The 16,555-nt window shown below is 63.3% G+C and carries 15 protein-coding genes and 1 pseudogene; 7 read left to right on the top strand and 9 right to left on the bottom strand.

Translation table 11 applies throughout. The annotated features are described in order from the left end of the window. Positions 1–35: 35 nt before the first annotated feature. The gene (locus ACQCSY_RS00340) at positions 36–308 is read right to left on the bottom strand and encodes an FCD domain-containing protein (protein WP_427132241.1); all 273 of its coding nucleotides are present in this window, start codon (positions 306–308) and stop codon (positions 36–38) included. 261 nt (positions 309–569) lie between these two features. Here ACQCSY_RS00340 and ACQCSY_RS00335 point away from each other — a divergent pair, with 261 nt between their 5' ends. Next, on the top strand, positions 570–761 hold the full coding sequence (locus tag ACQCSY_RS00335) for a hypothetical protein (RefSeq protein WP_111907055.1): 192 nt from the start codon (positions 570–572) through the stop codon (positions 759–761). Between the two features lie 15 nt (positions 762–776). Further along, the gene (gene lysA, locus ACQCSY_RS00330) at positions 777–2,069 is read left to right on the top strand and encodes a diaminopimelate decarboxylase (protein ID WP_427132239.1); all 1,293 of its coding nucleotides are present in this window, start codon (positions 777–779) and stop codon (positions 2,067–2,069) included. A gap of 326 nt (positions 2,070–2,395) precedes the next feature. On the opposite strand, the pseudogene ACQCSY_RS00325 reads toward lysA, so the two are convergent. From ACQCSY_RS00325 to ACQCSY_RS00300, 6 genes and pseudogenes are all read right to left on the bottom strand, one after another. After that, positions 2,396–3,602 (bottom strand): annotated as a pseudogene (locus tag ACQCSY_RS00325) (IS110 family transposase). Positions 3,603–3,999: 397 nt separating this feature from the next. After that, positions 4,000–4,800 carry an IclR family transcriptional regulator gene (locus tag ACQCSY_RS00320; protein ID WP_427132200.1) on the bottom strand — a complete coding sequence of 267 codons (801 nt, stop codon included), beginning with the start codon at positions 4,798–4,800 and terminating at the stop codon, positions 4,000–4,002. A 187-nt stretch (positions 4,801–4,987) separates the two neighbouring features. Continuing rightward, entirely contained in the window at positions 4,988–6,634 is a 1,647-nt protein-coding gene (gene pruA, locus ACQCSY_RS00315) for an L-glutamate gamma-semialdehyde dehydrogenase (RefSeq protein ID WP_427132237.1), read from the bottom strand. Positions 6,635–6,684: 50 nt separating this feature from the next. Continuing rightward, positions 6,685–7,359 (bottom strand): GntR family transcriptional regulator, encoded by a 675-nt coding sequence (locus ACQCSY_RS00310; protein WP_427132198.1) that lies wholly within the window; start codon positions 7,357–7,359, stop codon positions 6,685–6,687. A 72-nt stretch (positions 7,360–7,431) separates the two neighbouring features. Next, complete coding sequence (locus tag ACQCSY_RS00305; RefSeq protein WP_427132196.1) at positions 7,432–8,343, bottom strand: proline dehydrogenase family protein; 912 nt, start codon at positions 8,341–8,343, stop codon at positions 7,432–7,434. Between the two features lie 623 nt (positions 8,344–8,966). Next, complete coding sequence (locus ACQCSY_RS00300; protein WP_427132235.1) at positions 8,967–9,563, bottom strand: HutD/Ves family protein; 597 nt, start codon at positions 9,561–9,563, stop codon at positions 8,967–8,969. 244 nt (positions 9,564–9,807) lie between these two features. Between ACQCSY_RS00300 and ACQCSY_RS00295 the strand changes: the two genes are divergently transcribed. From ACQCSY_RS00295 to ACQCSY_RS00280, 4 genes are read left to right on the top strand one after another with little or no spacing between them, the layout of a single operon-like run. Continuing rightward, positions 9,808–10,614, top strand: coding sequence for an amino acid ABC transporter ATP-binding protein (locus ACQCSY_RS00295; protein ID WP_427136006.1), 807 nt, complete (start codon positions 9,808–9,810; stop codon positions 10,612–10,614). Continuing rightward, positions 10,611–11,249, top strand: a complete 639-nt coding sequence (locus ACQCSY_RS00290; RefSeq protein WP_427132183.1) for an amino acid ABC transporter permease — start codon at positions 10,611–10,613, stop codon at positions 11,247–11,249. Before ACQCSY_RS00295 ends, ACQCSY_RS00290 begins: the two co-directional genes overlap by 4 nt. A gap of 2 nt (positions 11,250–11,251) precedes the next feature. Further along, complete coding sequence (locus ACQCSY_RS00285; protein WP_427132181.1) at positions 11,252–11,893, top strand: amino acid ABC transporter permease; 642 nt, start codon at positions 11,252–11,254, stop codon at positions 11,891–11,893. Between the two features lie 29 nt (positions 11,894–11,922). Further along, positions 11,923–12,774: a substrate-binding periplasmic protein gene (locus ACQCSY_RS00280; RefSeq protein ID WP_427132233.1), complete on the top strand. Its 852-nt coding sequence runs from the start codon at positions 11,923–11,925 to the stop codon at positions 12,772–12,774. Between the two features lie 301 nt (positions 12,775–13,075). Here the strand turns inward: ACQCSY_RS00280 and ACQCSY_RS00275 are convergent, their stop codons facing one another. Both ACQCSY_RS00275 and ACQCSY_RS00270 read right to left on the bottom strand, forming a co-directional pair. After that, a complete protein-coding gene (locus tag ACQCSY_RS00275; RefSeq protein WP_427132231.1) occupies positions 13,076–14,323 on the bottom strand; it encodes an allantoate amidohydrolase in 1,248 nt (415 codons plus the stop codon). Beyond that, positions 14,320–15,483 carry an FAD-dependent oxidoreductase gene (locus tag ACQCSY_RS00270; RefSeq protein WP_427132229.1) on the bottom strand — a complete coding sequence of 388 codons (1,164 nt, stop codon included), beginning with the start codon at positions 15,481–15,483 and terminating at the stop codon, positions 14,320–14,322. Before ACQCSY_RS00270 ends, ACQCSY_RS00275 begins: the two co-directional genes overlap by 4 nt. Positions 15,484–15,612: 129 nt before the next feature. Here ACQCSY_RS00270 and ACQCSY_RS00265 point away from each other — a divergent pair, with 129 nt between their 5' ends. Beyond that, a complete protein-coding gene (locus ACQCSY_RS00265) occupies positions 15,613–16,494 on the top strand; it encodes a LysR family transcriptional regulator (RefSeq protein WP_427132227.1) in 882 nt (293 codons plus the stop codon). Positions 16,495–16,555: the final 61 nt, after the last annotated feature.

Below are 16,555 nucleotides of genomic sequence, written 5' to 3'. Positions count from 1 at the left end.
CCGATCCTGACGAGACCGCTCCGGGTGAATGATGCCTACTGGGGGACGAGGCGTTTCTCGAGGCGCTGGCGAGCACTGGCCAAGGACTGCTTGGTCAATTTAGTGGCTGCCTTCACGTCCCTTGCCCGGGCGGCTTCCAAAATGGCGGGCTGGGGGGTCCAAAGACTGGCGTCGTCGTGCTGAATTGCTTCCATGGCGCCGATGACTTTGTAGGGCTGGCACTGAAGCCAGAGATTTTCTATGACGTCCATCAGGACCGGGTTGCGGCCCGCGGAGTACAGGAGTGCGGAGCAGGTCTTCGTCATCATCCAAGGCATCCCACACGCGGCGTTCGGTGACCGCCTTTTGCATTCGGGCGCAGGCCGTTCCAAAACTAAACATGATCCAAAAATCTCCAGCCCAACTATTGCGTGATTTGTGATCACATATCTAAACTGGATATAGGCGCCAAGCACGCCAGAGAAGTCAAGTAAGCAGTAGCGGCACGCACCCAGTGCCATATCACCGACAGAGGCCGGGCCCCAAGGACAATAATTGTCCAAAGCCACTAAGACCAGGAAACCGCAGCCATGAAGAAGCTGACAGCCCCAAGAACCACCCAGCAGCGCCTGCACTACGACGCACTTCCAGCCTTGAAGCAGGAAGCGGCCGACCAGCGCACCTGGACAGGTTGCACCGGTGGAGAGTTTTCGCTGGATTGCCCCTTCTGCTGGAGCCCCGAACCCAGCCGTCAGCGCAACGTGGCCGACGACCTGTGCTGAAACCCTGAGGACCGAATGTCCGAACGTCACAATCAGCCCACAATTAAGCCGCTTCCCGGAAGCCTTTCCGGAGCCCGTGTGGCGGGGATCGTTGATCGCGTTGGAACTCCTGTGTGGATCTACGATGCGGGCACCATCCGGGCACAAGTTGATCAACTTCGAAACTTCGATGTCATCCGATACGCACAAAAGGCAGGATCAAACATCCACATCCTCCGCCTGATGCAGGAGCTGGGTGTACTGGTGGACGCGGTATCTGCTGGCGAGGTCCTAAGGGCCCTGACCGCCGGATACACACCTGGCACGGCTGAGGAGCAGATTATCTTCACGGCGGATCTGCTGGACCGCGAAGCGTTGAAGCTGGTTGCTGAGCGACGGATACCGGTGAATGTAGGTTCACCACAGATGCTGGAACAGCTGGGACCGGCCTCGCCCGGCCACGCTGTGTGGCTCAGAATCAACCCCGGATTCGGGCACGGCCATAGCCGCAAGACGAACACCGGTGGCGATCACAGCAAGCACGGCATCTGGCACGAGCATCTCGCAGAAAGCCTGGACCTCGTCGATCGGCACGGGTTGAAACTGGTCGGCTTCCATATGCACATTGGCTCCGGCGTCGATTACTCCCATCTCGAGCAGGTGTGCGACGCCATGGTTCAGCAGGTCAAACGGCATGGCCGGGACCTTGAGGCGATATCGGCCGGTGGCGGTCTCTCCATTCCCTATGCTCCGGATGACCCGACCGTGGACACGGAACGGTACTTCAACGTCTGGGACGCCGCGAGACGCGAGATCAGCGACCATTTGGGTCACAGCGTCAGACTCGAAATTGAACCAGGTCGTTTCCTTGTCGCGCAGTCAGGAGTGCTTGCCGCCGAAATAAGGGCGAGCAAGCAGGTTGCCCACAACCACTTTTTGCTGGTCGACGCTGGTTTCAATGACCTTGGCCGCCCGGCCATGTATGGCAGTAGGCATCATGTGACAATCCTCGGTGCCGACGGATCCCCGCGCTCGGGTCCGCTTTCCGACGTCGTGCTCGCCGGGCCGCTCTGCGAGGCCGGTGACGTCTTTACGCAGTCCGAGGCAGGCGAAGTTCAGACCATGAAGCTGCCTGAGGCCGGGGTTGGCGACCTGGCTGTATTCCATGACACCGGCGCCTACGGCTCCAGCATGTCGTCAAACTACAACTCCCGTCCGCTCGTACCTGAGGTTCTCGTCGACGGCGACATTACCACGCTGATACGACGCCGTCAGACGGTTCAGGAACTTATCGGCCTGGAAACGGACGCAGCAGGTGTGCTCCGCTGACGAGAAGAGTTTGCCTGAGGCCCGGCAATGCCAGGCTGGAGGCAAGGTGCACATAACGTGTGACAGCCCGGCCCGCATCTCCGGCCCACGGGCCTTCCGCAACACTGGCGCTGGCACGTCCGCGAGGGGAGCGTCGGCTCGCGGATCAGGCCGTCGCTACCTCGGTGGCTACAATTCCCGCCGGTGCCCCGCAACCGCACTGCGCTCGACGCGTAGCGGATATTCGGGTTCGATAACCTCACAGGGAGTATTCCGGGTGTCGTCACGTGCACGGTGTCCTTGATGGTTCTCCGGATGAGGAATGGGGGGTGCCTCTATGGTTTTCGTCAAGCGGCTGAGGGCAGCGTTCTCGGTTCGGGGTCTTGGTAGAGCGTGCCGTCTCTGAGCATGGCGAAGAGGACATCTGAGCGTCGGCGTGCCAAGGCGATGAGTGCCTGGTTGTGGCGTTTCCCCTCGGTGCGCTTGCGGTCGTAGTAGGCCCTCGACGGCGGGTGGTGCAGGGCTGCGAACGCGGAGAGGAACAGGGCGCGTTTGAGTTTCTTGTTCCCTCGCCGGCTGGTGTGCTCGCCGCGGATCGAGGTTCCCGAACGTCTTGTGACGGGGGCGATCCCGGCGTAGGAAGCAAGGTGGGCGGCACTGGCGAAGTGTTTGCCGGTCACTTCGGTGAGGATTCGGGCGCAGGTCCTGACCCAACGCCGGGCATCGAGGTCAGGACCTTGTGAAGAGGGTGGGCCTCCACCAGGGCCTCGACCTGGGCGGCGATGTCGTCCCGTTGGTGGCGCAGGGCCAGCAACTGTTCGGCGAGCTTGGGTAACACGATCCCGGCCGCGCTGGTGCCCACGACCACGACGGTCTGCTCCGCAAGAGCAGCGAAGACTGCTTTCGTGAGGCGTTCGGCAGCGCGTGGCGCTTGTTTCTTCAAGCGCGCCCGGACATGTCCGCGGCCAGCCGTCTTCAGCGCTGCCGGGGTCGGATAGCGGGTGAGCAGATCTGCCACAGCCGGATGATCGAGGTGCGGGCCAAGGGCCCGCTCCAGGGCTGGGTGGATCTGGGTCAGCAGGCCACGGATCCGGTTCGATGTCGCGGTGATCTGGGCGGCGAGGTCGTCATCGAATCCGCAAAGCACAGCGAGTTCAGCCAGCGTCTGATCGTCCAGGGCGATAGTCCGCAGCGTGTGCGGCATGCTGCGGGCGGCTTCGGCAATGATCGCCGCGTCCCTGCGTCGGTCTTGGCTTGGCCGGGATGCAGGTCCGCGATCCGGCGCATGGCCAGGCCCGGCAGGTAGCCAACCGCTGCGCCAGCGGCCTGGGCCACCGCGACAGGCGGTGCGCCGATGGTGGCCGGCTGATCCACGACGAGCAGGACTTTCCCATGCCCGGACAGGGAATCAAGGATCTCCCGCAGCCGGGCTTCGTCGTTCGGCAGCGCCTTGTCGAAAAGCTTCTTCCCCGAACGATCCATGGCCACGGCATGATGGCCGGATTTCCCGACGTCCAAACCGATGAAAACCTCAATGTCCTGCTGATCCAAGATCACTGCACCACCCGCTCCCTCGTTCGCGCGTCCCCTGTCGTATGCTGGCTGGTCAACGGCGGCAGGAGTCGGCATCCACGTTACGAAGGACCCGTCGTCGTGCCTCTATCAGCGATCAGCTGCCGCCAAGCCGCTCCCGGTGACAACACCCCCCCCGGATCATTGATGACTGGGGGCAGCAACCATGCCGGGACCGACCGGCCAACACAGCCTACGGGCTATAAAAAAGGTAACGGGCGGGCAGCACGCCAAGGACAAACAGGTATCGCCAGCTGAGCTCTGAGGGTGCCGCAGACGGCCTCGCCGGCGAGGACGAATTGATTCGCTGACGGCGGCGGCGCCCCTCGCCGCGGTGCCGCCATCGCCGTCGTCGACCTTAGGAATGCCGCAACCCGCGTCAGGCAGGTGCAGCCACGTGGCTGAGGTCCGCGGCTGTCTGGCGCGTGCTGTTGATGAACCGGGAACGTGCATCCTCTGTGGCGGCGCGCTCGAGGGGAACCATGGTGGTGACGACACCGGCGAGGCTGTTTGTCTCGCTGAAGACGGGGGCGCTGACGCCCCAAACGCCGGGTGCGAGGGCGCCGGAGCTGGTTGCGTAGCCGCGCTCCCGGATATTTGAGAGGTCGGCACGGATGGTGGCCTCTGCTTCCCTGCTCAGGAAATGGCTGGCAAGAATCTCGTCGCTTTCCTCATCCGGCAAGAATGCAAGGATGGCTCGTGCACTTGCCCCATTCAAGAGGGGGCGGGAGCGTCCGGCAGCGTAGCTGCAACTGAGTATGTGGGTGCTTTCCACCGATTCTACGCAGAGGGCTTCGCGGCTGCTCTGCACCAGGTAGGCGGCCAGTTCGCCGGTTTCGCGCGACAATTCCTCCAACCTCTGTCTTACCAAACCCTGTGCCAGAGCCTCCTGGTGGTAGTTGTCCGCTAGCCGTATCACTTCAGGTCCGGCCGAGTAGCGGCCGATGACCTGGCTTTCCACCACGAATCCCGCTTGCAGCAAGGTCTGCAGGTGCCGGTAGACGGTGGATGTGGGAAGCCGGAGAAGGCCTGAAATCTGCGTGCTGCTGAGGCTCCGGTGGCGGGCGAACAGGAGAAGTATGGACATCGCCGTTCCGCGTTCGTCCCGCCGTTTGGGGGATGCCGCCAGCGCGGTCTGGCTTGACGGGATGGCTTTTCGGGTGAGGATTCGTTTCTTCATGGGAGAACTTCCGTGGCTGTGTGGAAGGCCGGAGGGGGCAGCAGCCGCCGCCTGAGCATGGTCAGGCGGCGGCTGCTGGAGAGCCGTTGGGAGCGTTGCGAGGGACCCGACGGCGGTTGGAGGCTGAGTGCGCGGACGCGCACCCGGCCGGTCACGGGAGGCCTTGGTCAGTGGGGCCTTAGATTTGTTACTGGGCGAGGTACGGCTGCCGCCATTCGGTGGACGGCGAGAAGTTCTCGTGGATGAACCGGCCGCTGAGCCACCGCTGCAGGGCCAGGCGGGAACCGGCCTTGTCATTGGTGCCGGAGCCGCGGCCGCCGCCAAAGGCGACCTGTCCCATGAGGGCGCCGGTGGGCTTGTCATTGATGTACGTCATGCCGGCGGCGTTGCGGAGCTTGTCCAGGGCAAGCGAGACGGCGCGACGGTCGTTGGCGAAGATGGACAGGGTCAGGGCATAGTTGCTGGTCTGGTCCACCAGGTCCAGGACGGACTCCCATTCGTTGTCCTCGTAGACGTAGACCGTCAGGATGGGGCCGAAGAACTCTTCGCTCATGGTGAACGCGTGGGGATCGGTGGTTTCGAAGATCGTGGGTTCGACGAACCAGCCCTCTTCGGCGTGGACGCTGCCGCCGGCCAGGAGGGTGTGGCTCGGGAGGGCCTTGGCTTTCTCGAGGGCACCTTCCAGCTTGCGGAGCGATGTTTCGTCGATGACTGCTCCGAGGAACGTCTCGTGCTCGGCCACGTCGCCCACGCGGAGCGACTTGACGGTCTCGACGAGTTCGTCCTTGATTTGGTTCCAGATGCTGCGCGGGATGTAGGTGCGTGATGCCGCGGAGCACTTCTGGCCCGAGTACTCGAAGCCACTCCGGATCAGGGCAGCGCGCAGGGCATCGGCGTCGGCGCTCGGGTGTGCCACCACAGCGTTCTTGCCACCCGTTTCGCCTACCAGGCGGGGGAAGGAGCGGTACTGGTCGATGTTGTCTCCGGCTTTTTTCCAGAGGCTGCGGAAGACGTCCGTGGAACCCGTGAAGGTCAGGCCCGCAAAGTCCGGGTGGCTCATCGCCTGGTCGGAGATCGCACGGCCCGAGCCGTGGACGAGGTTGATCACACCTGGCGGAACGCCGGCTTCCTCGAACATCCGCATGAGGACGTCATTGCTGAGGGCCGCCTTCTCGGAGGGCTTCCAGACAACGGTGTTTCCCATGAGTGCGGCAGTGGTGGGAAGGTTGCTGGCAATGGCGGTGAAGTTGAACGGGGTGATGGCCAGGACGAAGCCTTCCAGGCCGCGCTGGTCCAGCGAGTTGCCTTCGCCCTGCAGGGACTCGGGCTGATCAGCGAAGATCTGCTGGGCGAGGTGGGCGTTGTAGCGGAAGAAGTCCGCTACTTCGCTGGCGGCGTCGATCTCTGCCTGGTGGAACGTCTTGGACTGCCCGAGCATGGTGGTGGCTACCAGTTCGTCACGGTACTTGCCGGCGGCCAGGTTTCCGGCGCGCAGGAAGATCGCGGCCCTTTCCCACCAGGGAGTCCGGGACCAGTCGTGCTGGGCGGCCAGGGCTGCGTCGATCGCAGACTGGACCACTGCCTCATCGGCCGTGGGGATGCGGCCCAATACCTGGGAGTGGCGGTGGGGAGCTGTGACGTTGCGCAGCTCGCCGGTCATGGAGCGTACTCCGTTGATGACGTGGGGCAGGTCGCGGACGCTGGATGTGACCTCGGCGATCATCTTCTTGACCGAGGCCGCCTCCGGTGAGCCGGGACGGAATTCCCGCGACGGCTCGTTATAGGGCGTAGGGACCTTGAAGTTTCCAGTAACGCTGACAGATTGGGTGGACATTATCTGGGTTTCTCCTTTTGGACGTTCCCGGGCCGGGGGCCGCGGGTTGGTTATTGGGTTTCGAGCCGCAGCTCCAGCCGGCGCAGCGCGCTGGCCAGGGAGTCCGCGGTGATAGCGGTGGCGGCGGCGGTGTCGCCGTCGAGTAGTGCCTGGACCAACGCTGGTTGCGGAGTCCAGAGCGTGTTGTCGTTCTTGGCAAGGGCTTCCGTTGCGCCGATCACCTTGTAGGGCCGGCACTGGAGCCACAGCTGTTCGATGGTGCTAACGAGGACGGGATTGCCCGAGGCCCGGTACAGGGTCCGGAGCACATCCTCGTCCAGGTCCAAGGCGTCAATGATGTGCCCTTCGGCAACGGCCTTCTGCATCCTGCCGCACGTGGCTTCCATCTCCCGCAGGCTGCTTCGGCTGACCTGGGGGGCTCCCTGGGTGGCAGCCTGCACCTCGAGGATGGTCCGTACGTCGTAGATGTGGATCAGTTCGGTGGCAGTGAACGTCCTGACCACCGCACCCTTGTGGGGGATGCGGGTGGCCAACCCTGCTTCTTCCAGGCGGCGGATGGCCTCCCGGACCGGCATGACGCTGGTGCCCACCATGGCCGCCAGGTCGCGGACCCGGAGGGGCGACCCGGATTCCAAAGTTCCAGTCAGTACGGCGTTCTCCAGGACCTCGTACACCTGGTCAGCCACCAACGTGGGGGTGACTGGACCGGTCATTTGAAGGCTCATGGACATCTCCGTTTCTAGCTGCACTGCGGTAAACGTGATATTTGATCACATCTCAGCTTACGTCATTCCAGATCAGCCTCCGATGAGGGAGCGAAGGAAGAGCAGCAGGTTGGCTGGTTTCTCCGCCATGCGGCGCATCAGGTACGGGTACCACTGCGTTCCGTAGGGGAGGTACACGCGGACGCGGTATCCGTCGCGGACCAACTCATCCTGCAACTTCCTCCGGACTCCGTACAGCATCTGGAATTCGAAGTCCCGCTTGTCCAGTCCAAGCTCGGCTGCGGTTTCCTTGACGACACCGATGCAGGTGTCGTCGTGGGTTCCGAAGGCCGGGTCCGGCAGGTGCTGAAGCGCCCAGCGGGAAAGATACTTGTATTGCTCGGTGACCTCGTCCGCATCGCACAGTGCAGCGGACGAGGATTCGTCAAAGGCGCCTTTGACAAGACGGATCCGGGGCTTGATGTCCGTGAAGGACAAGAGGTCCTCGGGCGTTTGGCGCATGTTGGCCTGGATGGCCAGCCGGGTGTTGGGATGGTCCGGCAGGATGCTCTTGTAGATGGCGAGGGTTTCCCGGCCCACCGAGCTGTGCTCCATATCCACCTCAACGGTCGCCCCGTGGGTGGTGGCAGCGTTCAGGAGCGCCTTCAGGTTGTTCGCACACTCCTGGGGGTCGATCATGATGCCAAGCTGCGAGAGCTTCACCGAGACGGTCGAGCCCGGGGCCTGGTTTCGAATATTCTCGATGGCGCCCTGGTATTCCTGGGTGGCCGCTTTGGACTGGGCAAGGTGGTGTACCGACTCGCCCAAAAGGTCCAGGCTTACGTCGATACCAGCCCGGTTGAGGGCCTTCGTCGCAGTCCAGGCTTCGTCCAAGCCGCGGCCCGCGACATACCGGTCCACGATGGGGCGGGTCAGCCGGTTGCGCGTGGCAATGGCTTCAAGTTTCTTATTCTCTGCGACATGCAGGAGAAGTCTGTTCGGCATAGGTGCACTTCCTAAGAGTCGCCGCGGTGGGACCGCGGTTCCCGGCTGCCGGCCATTCCCTGGATGCGGGGGCCCGGGCAGTTAATGTGGCCCAACTCTCTTCCGAGTGTTGTGCAAACCACATTATCTTGTGATCACAAATCACACAATAGGTGTACTTGAACCAAATTAAAAGTGGTTCCCGGGGTTGAGAACAGTGGCAATTCCGTGCTTAGCTCTGTCCTGCCAACGGCTTCGCTTCGATGATGGCCCGCATAGTGCGGGCCATCAGGCCGCTGACGGTCCAACCCTTCGAGTCCGCACGCAGTGCGGGGGGTCATGTTGGCAACTGTTACCCGTGCCAGCCGTCCGGGGGGCCACGGTTGGCCTTTCTGCTCGGTTGCCACAAGCAGGCCCCCGAAACCAAATTTCTTGACCTCTCGGCAGCCGCCCGACTGTAGTAGTTGCCTGGCCGCGGGCACCTTCCTCCGAACATGAAAGGAATTCACCCAATGAACAGGATTAAAGCAGAGGGCGTGGAACTGCCCGATGACGACGATGTCTGCAGAAGCGGGCTCGCAGTAGACGGTTGCTTCTACTGCACAGGGCCGGAGACGGATTGAAGCCGTCGGCGGACCTGGCAACTACACAGGGCGCACCGTTGCGATAGCCACAAGGCACCCTTCGGCTTCAAGCTCCTCGGATTGTGCGCCCAGGACCAGCGTGGCCAGGTCCGCCAGTTTCCTGCCATCAGATAATGCAGCCGTGCCTTCAAGGACGGTTGCCGCAACAATGCCGGTGCTGGGATCCAGCGCCACTTTGCCGTCCAGCCGCTCAACGCTCATCGATCCGGTGCAGGAGCCACGGCGGGTCATAAGATTCAAGCCAAGCTGGGGCTCAGCCGTATCGAGTTCGATCGTTACGGCTGCTTCTCCCGTGAACTTAACTTTCTGACCCAGCCGCAAAGTGCATTCCAGGCCGTCTACGGTCAGTGTCAAAGGTCCGTAGCTTGCGAGCGTGAAGACCCGGTCGATCCCGGGAAGCAGCGAAAAATCTGCCGCCCGGGTCAGTTCGGCCAGGCTGAACCGCCACTCGTAGTCCACGGAGCGCATGTCCGAAGAGCACTCGGGGCCGCTCTTGGTACTGACGCTGATTTCCTTCGTGTGGCCCGCGCGGTTGGCCCAAGGGGCTGATGGCAGCTCGTGCGGCAGGACGATGCGGGCGGCGTGCTGGGCGGTCATGTGCTTCCTTGCGGGCTCGGGCGGTGGGTTGGAACAAGTTTACAAAGCCGTTACACCAAACTATTGACCTGATATGTGATCACAGATTACATTTTACGTGTGACCCCAACCACATTCGACCACCGTTCCCCGGAGGCCGATCTTCCCGGCACTGAACGCCAGGGCTAAAGACCATCAGTCGGCGGGCGAAAGCCCGACGGCACCAGCGCCTCCCGGCGCCCATCTGGAGGATGAGTACCCAGTGATCGACAATCAACAAAACCGCACCCAGGGCGCGGCCGGCACCACTGATGCGCAGAAGGCTCCGCAGCTTCAGCTAAAGAACATCCACAAGGAATTCAACGGAAACACCGTCTTATCCGAAATTTCCCTGGATGTGAAGGCCGGCGAAGTCGTTGCGTTCATCGGTCCCAGCGGCGCGGGCAAGAGCACACTGTTGCGTTGCGTGAATTATCTGGAGACGCCATCGAGCGGCGAGCTGTTGATCGACGGCAAGCCCACGGTGAAGATCGCTTCGAAGCCCACCCGCAACGAGTTGATGAACCTGCGCCGCCAGGTGGGTATGGTTTTCCAGTCCTTCAACCTCTTCCCACATATCAGTGTGCTGCGCAATGTGGCCCTTCCTCAGGAGCGGGTCCTGGGGCGGTCGCGCAAGGAAGCTGAGGAACGGGCCATGGAATTACTGACGCGCGTAGGCCTTGGAGACAAGGCGGACGCCCGCCCGAGTAAGTGCAGCGGCGGGCAACAGCAGCGCATTGCGATCGCCCGAGCACTCGCGTTGGACCCTGAGATCATGCTCTTTGATGAACCGACATCGGCGCTTGACCCCGAACTGGGCGGGGAAGTGTTGGCGGTCATGCAGGAACTCGCAGCGACCGGCATGACGATGCTGGTGGTGACGCACGAGATGTCCTTCGCCCGGAGGGTCTCCGACCGTACGGTCTTCATGGCCGACGGGCGGATCGTGGAGCACGGCGCTCCCGATCAGCTTTTCGGGGCACCCCGCGAGGCCCGGACGAAGAAGTTCCTCGAGGCGGTGCTGGAACGGTGATCGAGGCAATCCCCTTCCTCCTCCAGGGCCTGGGTACAACGGTGATCATCACCTTTGGATCCTTCCTGATCGGCGCATTTTGTGCCGTGCCGGTCGCATTGGCCAGGCTCTCAGACATTGCGCCGTTGCGCTGGCTGGCCATGGCCTTCATCGAAGTTGTTCGAGGCATTCCACCCATTGCCTGGATGCTGGTCCTTTTCTACGGACTTGGGCGCTACATCACGCTGCCGCCCCTCCTGGCTGCTTGCCTGGCCCTCGGTGCCGTTTCCACCGCCTACCTTGCCGAAAATTACCGTGCAGGTATCCAGGCCGTTGCCGGCGGGCAGTGGGAGGGAGCCGGCGCACTCGGACTCTCCAACGGTGATACGTTCTGGCGCGTCATTGCGCCGCAGGGCATCGGTGTTGCGCTGCCGCCCTCGGCTTCCTACGCGGTGGGATTGCTGAAGGATTCCGCCGTGGCTTCCGTCATCGGTGTGAGCGACATCGCCTTCCAGGCCCTGACCCTGAACCAGCAGGGCAACCCGGGCCTGCCGATCTTCCTGGCTGCCGGTGTCGTCTACCTGATTGTCAGCGTCCCCATGGCTGTCCTTGCCCGCAAAGCAGACACCTTCATTCGAACCCGAAGCGCGGTGTGAACATGTTTGAACAATGGATTCAATGGCTGCCGGGCCTCCTTTCCGGCCTCCAGACCAGCCTCGCTGTGACCGGCCTCAGCCTCCTGCTGGGCCTGCCGCTGGGCCTCCTGTTCGCCTTCGGGATGATCTCCCGTACCCGCATCCTGCGCCAGGCGACCATCCTCATCGTCGAACTCGGTCGCGGCATCCCGCTGTTGGTCGTCCTGTACGTTGTCTATTTCGGTCTGCCCGACGGCGGTATCGTGCTTGAGTCGTTTGCCGCGGCCGTCGTCGCCATTGCCTTCAACACCGGGGCGTACACCAGCGAGATCTTCCGTGCCGGACTCCTCAGTGTTCCCCGCGGACACATCGAGGCCGCCCAAAGCCTGGGACTGAACTGGACTGACGAAGCACGTTACATCGTTCTGCCTCAGGCACTCCGCGCGATTGTGCCTCCCCTCATGTCCTACAGCGTCATCGTGTTCCAGGCCACGAGCCTTGGCTACGCGATCGCCCTGCCGGAATTGCTGAACAGCGCCTATCAGATCGGTTCGGTGACCTTTGAATTCCTGAGCGTCTTTATCCTTGCCGGACTCATCTACGCCGCGCTGTCCATCCTCGTATCGCGCTTCGTAGACGCCATCCACAGCAAAACCGCCCACTAACCCTTCCCACCTCTCCAGGAGCATCTTCCATGCGCAAGTTCACGATCACAGCCGTTATGTTTGCAGCGGTCCTGCCGTTGGCAGCCTGCGGCGGCACGTCAAGCACCGCCAACACCGTCGCGGCCGGCTGCACGCCGGTGGTGTCCGGCGTCGAGACCGCCACCAAGGGCAAGCTCACCATGGCCGTGGCGGAGTACCCGCCGTACGTGTCCATGAAGGGCGGTGCGCTCTCGGGCGTCGACGGCGAAGTCCTCAAGAGGGTGGCCAAGGACCTGTGCCTCGAGCCCGATGCCAAGACATCCAGCTTCACCGCCATCATTGAATCTGTAAAGAACGGCAGCGTCGACCTGTCGGCCGGCAACTGGTACATCAATGAAGAGCGCGGACAGCAGTTCGCCATCAGTAAGCCCGTGTACCTGGACAAGATGGCCCTGCTGACCTCCAGCGGCGCCGACACCGTCGACGCCGTGGCCGGCGGCACGGTGGGCACGCCGCAGGGATACCTGTGGGTCGGGGATCTCCAGAAGGCCTTGGGCACTGACAAGGTCAAGCTCTACGCCACGGAAGACGCCGTCTACCAGGACGTGAAGTCCGGCCGGGCCGGCGCTGGCGTGATGACGTACGGCGCTGCACTGCAGCTGGTCAAGAACAACAACGACACCAAGCTGAAGGTCGCCGAACTCAAGCCGGACGAAAGGATCCAGGCTTCCGTAGGCGCGGCACAAACCGCCGTCCTGGTGAACAAAGGCAAGACCACTTTGCGGGACGCCGTCAACCAGATCGTCGAGAAGATGCGGGAGGACGGGTCCCTCAAGAAGGCGCTCGAAGACAACGGCCTGCCGGGCACGGCCGCCGACGTCAAGGCTGCTGCCGGCAGCTGACACCAGCAGCACTCACCCCGTAGTTCCATCCCGACGAAAGGCGGTTGGGTCCTCCCAGGGGATCCAACCGCCTTTACGTTGCCCGGGAAGCACTGTCAGACGGCGGATTCCCGGCGGGTAGGGCGTTGCAAGCGCCGTGGAGGTCACCGGGCAACCGTTGAGCAAGTGGTGGACGAACCACCAGTTGCGCTCAGGGACCCACACAACTGTCGGGGACCTGCCGTTAGGTGCTTGTCCGGCCACAGAAAAGCACCCGCGCCGAACAGTTCGGCGCGGGTGCTTCTTGGCTGTCTCTATGGACTTAGGCTATCAGGCCCTGCAAGGCGTCAGCCAGCGTTTGTGCCCCGGTTTCGGCGTCCTCGTCGACAACGTGTTCCTCGGGGGAGTGGGACACTCCACTCGGGTTCCGGACGAAGACCATGGCCGTTGGGACATAGGGCGCCAGGACTCCGGCGTCGTGTCCGGCTCCGGTGTCCAGGATGGGTGCCTGCGGCAGGGCCAGCTGAAGCTCCTTCTGCAGTGCATGATCGAAATGAACGGTGGGACTCAGGGATTCCTCGCGGAGCTCCACGGTGCAGCCTTCTTCGGCCGCAATGAGCCGGGCCTGGGCGTGGATGGCTTCGACAACGTGCGCTGTCACGGCGTCGTCGGGGTGCCGGACGTCCAGCCAGAAATCAACGCGGGAGGCAATCACGTTGGTTCCCCCCGGTACAGGCTGGAGGCGTCCCACGGTTGCCCGCGCCTGGGCCTGGTTGCGGGCAATGTCGCGAATGGCCACGACCATCCGGGACGCTGACACCATGGGGTCGTGCCGGTCTGCCATCAGTGTTGTCCCGGCGTGGTTGCCCTGGCCACCAACGCTGAGGCGCCAACGCCCGTGCCCAAGTATTGATGAGGCGATGGCGATGGGCTGGTTTAGGTCGATCAGGCCGCGGCCTTGTTCAACGTGCAGTTCAACGAAGGCGCCGATCTGGCCCAGGAGTTCGTCATCCCGGCCGACATGGCGGGGGTCCAGGCCGTTGGCCTTGGCGACGTCCGCGAAGGTCGAACCGTCGGGATCGCGCAGGTTCCGGGCCTTGTCGGGATCGATTGCTCCGGTCATCAGGCGCGACCCCAGGCAGGCGACACCGAACCTCGAGCCCTCCTCTTCGGGGAACACGACGACGGCCAAGGGCCGGGTGGGAGGGGTCATCCGTGCCTTGAGGATGTCCACTGCCACCAGGGCGGAGGCTACGCCAAGGGGGCCGTCAAAGGCTCCACCGCCGGGTACGGAGTCAAGGTGGCTGCCGGTAACAAGGCTGTTGCTGCGGTCGCCTCCGGGCACGTCCCACCAGGCCCAGATGGCCCCGTTGCGGTCCGTCTCAACAGCCAGGCCGCGCTTCGCCGCCTGTTCAATGAACCAGTGGCGCAGGTCGAGCTCGGCCGTGGAATACACGGGCCGGGTGTAGCCGCCACGGAGCGCGTCGGTGCCGGTGCCGGCAATCTCGGCGAGCAGGCCTGTGACGGTTGCGGCGGGACCGTGGGTTGAGGTTTCGGCGACGACGGTCATGCGTGTGCACCTGCTTCTACGTGGCCGGCCTGGGCTGCCAGCCGGAACTGGTCCGGAACGGAAGCGGTCCCTGTGGCCAAGCCGGCGGCGAGCTGACCGATCAGCGGCGCGAACTTGGCGCCGTGTCCCGAGCAGGGGGAAAGGATGGTGATGCCGTCCACGCGGTCCAGGATGAAGTCCTCATTGGGGGTGTTGGTGAACAGGCAGGTGGTTTCGGCATACGGCTCCGGAATGAGTCCCGGCATGTACTGTTCGACGTATTCGATGACCCGGCGACGGTTGGCGGGGTCGATCTGGCCGTCCTGGTCCGCTGCGGACGGCAGGATCTTGCCGCCGTTGTATTCGGCCACCTTCTGGCCGTGGAAATCGGCGTCGCGGCCACCGGGGAGGCCGTAGGCCTGCCAGCCTGCGCGCTTGTGGATGAACGTGGGCCAGGGCGATTCTGCCTGGTCCGGCCTATCGGCGTAGGGGAAGTGGTAGGCCTGTTCCTGACGAACCTGGATCTGAGGAATGGCCGCCAGGAATGCTGATGGGAGGGACAGTGAACCCAGGAGCTGGGGAAGCCAGCCGCCGGCTGCGACGATCACGTTGGCGGCGTGGATGGAGCGGCCGTCCTCGGAGGTCAGCAGGTAACCGCCGTTGGCTGCCGTGATGGAGGCTACGGCCCAGTTGTTGTGGAGCTGGGCTCCGTGGGCCACCGCCTGGTCCACCATGGAAGCCACGGATTCGTGCGCGTCGATCACGCCGGCGTCCGGGTGCCACAGGACCTGGGTGTCGAAGGCGATCTGGGGCCAGCGCTCCTGGGCTTCTTTGGCACTCAGGAGTTCGTGGTCGATGCCGCGCCCGGCGAGGACCGCGGCGAGGCGTTCCGGCTGGCGGACCTGGCCGTAGTCCACGGCGCCCGTCGGGGTGATGAACTGCTTGCCGCTGAGGCGTGCCAGCTCATCCCAGCCACTCTTCGCTTCCTGCACCAGGGCGGTGTAGAAATCCTCGGGGTAGGCGTAGCGGAAGATCCGGGCTGAGCCGTGGGAGCTGCCCGCGTCGTTGGCCGGCGTCGAGCGTTCGAGCAGGGCCACCTCATGGCCGCCGGCGGCGAGGTGCCACGCTGTCGACGCTCCCGACAGTCCCGCGCCGACAACGGCGTATTCGGTCGATTCCATGAGTGCCTCCTGGGGAATGGGATGGGCTCGATGACTTCGCCCGGGTATACAACCAGTAACTCACCCCTGATAACACTGCGTCCAATATAATTTAACACAGAATTATTAGCGTCTATCGAAAGAATCATCATGGAGCTTCGACAGCTGCGGTACTTCCTCGTCGTCGCAGACGAACTGCACTTCGCGCGGGCCGCCGAACGACTGCACATAACCCAGCCCCCTCTTACCGTCGCCGTCAGGAAGCTGGAGCGGGAGCTGGGTGTCCAGCTGTTCGACCGCACAACCCGCCGGGTGATGCTGACGGCGGCCGGTCAAGCGTTCAGGGACCGTGTACAGGCGGCCGTTTCCGACCTCGACGACGCGGCCGGCGATGTTGCCGACGTCGCGGCAGGCAAGAGCGGAAGGATCAGGGTGGGATTCGTCAGTTCAGCGAGCTACACCACCGTTCCCGAGGCCATCCGTGCGTTCCGGCAACAGCGCCCCCGAATAGACCTGGTGCTGAATCCGCTCACCAGCGGGGAGCAGATCGAGCAACTGCTGGACGGCAATCTGGATCTCGGCCTCATCCGGGACCCGGGTGATGTCCCCGGCCTGAACCTCGAACCGCTCAGCACCGAAGACCTCGTGGTTGTCATCCCCGAGACGCACCACTTAGCGTCAGCGGACGAAGTCCGGCCCCAGGAACTCGAAGGGGAACCCATGGTCCTCTTTCCCTACCGCCTGATGCCGGGCTTCGTAGCGCGCGTCCTTCGAGTGTTCGCTACCCTCCCAACGCCACCTTTTGTGGTCCAACAAGCCATTCACCAGGAAACAGTCCTTGGCCTTGTCGCCGCGGGGCTGGGGATTTCCATCCTGCCGGAGTCGGTCCAGCGGTTCCAGATGCCGGGAGTTACAACGCGGCGCATTGTCGGACGGCCGCAGACCGAGCTCTTCATCGCCCGGCCCTTAGGCGGTGGTTCCCCGGCGGCTGAGGACTTCATCGAATGCCTCAGGGCACAAATACGGCCTTAGGTCTTGTGTGATCACATATCTCGGACGTAGTCTAGGCGAAACTTCGATGGCTGGCGCTGTT

Source organism: Pseudarthrobacter sp. S9, assembly GCF_050156545.1.
Classification (GTDB): Bacteria; Actinomycetota; Actinomycetes; order Actinomycetales; family Micrococcaceae; genus Arthrobacter.
This window is presented reverse-complemented; position numbering and strand designations above follow the sequence as displayed.

Excerpts from the sequence above, each read along its gene's own strand:
- ACQCSY_RS00280 (WP_427132233.1), top strand. The coding sequence starts at position 11,923 with ATGCGCAAGTTCACGATCACAGCCGTTATGTTTGCAGCGGTCCTGCCG.
- ACQCSY_RS00285 (WP_427132181.1), top strand. The coding sequence starts at position 11,252 with ATGTTTGAACAATGGATTCAATGGCTGCCGGGCCTCCTTTCCGGCCTC.
- pruA (WP_427132237.1), bottom strand. The coding sequence starts at position 6,634 with ATGTCCACCCAATCTGTCAGCGTTACTGGAAACTTCAAGGTCCCTACG.
- ACQCSY_RS00340 (WP_427132241.1), bottom strand. The coding sequence starts at position 308 with ATGATGACGAAGACCTGCTCCGCACTCCTGTACTCCGCGGGCCGCAAC.
- ACQCSY_RS00270 (WP_427132229.1), bottom strand. The coding sequence starts at position 15,483 with ATGGAATCGACCGAATACGCCGTTGTCGGCGCGGGACTGTCGGGAGCG.
- ACQCSY_RS00320 (WP_427132200.1), bottom strand. The coding sequence starts at position 4,800 with ATGAAGAAACGAATCCTCACCCGAAAAGCCATCCCGTCAAGCCAGACC.
- ACQCSY_RS00305 (WP_427132196.1), bottom strand. The coding sequence starts at position 8,343 with ATGCCGAACAGACTTCTCCTGCATGTCGCAGAGAATAAGAAACTTGAA.
- ACQCSY_RS00275 (WP_427132231.1), bottom strand. The coding sequence starts at position 14,323 with ATGACCGTCGTCGCCGAAACCTCAACCCACGGTCCCGCCGCAACCGTC.
- lysA (WP_427132239.1), top strand. The coding sequence starts at position 777 with ATGTCCGAACGTCACAATCAGCCCACAATTAAGCCGCTTCCCGGAAGC.
- ACQCSY_RS00265 (WP_427132227.1), top strand. The coding sequence starts at position 15,613 with ATGGAGCTTCGACAGCTGCGGTACTTCCTCGTCGTCGCAGACGAACTG.
- ACQCSY_RS00335 (WP_111907055.1), top strand. The coding sequence starts at position 570 with ATGAAGAAGCTGACAGCCCCAAGAACCACCCAGCAGCGCCTGCACTAC.
- ACQCSY_RS00300 (WP_427132235.1), bottom strand. The coding sequence starts at position 9,563 with ATGACCGCCCAGCACGCCGCCCGCATCGTCCTGCCGCACGAGCTGCCA.
- ACQCSY_RS00310 (WP_427132198.1), bottom strand. The coding sequence starts at position 7,359 with ATGAGCCTTCAAATGACCGGTCCAGTCACCCCCACGTTGGTGGCTGAC.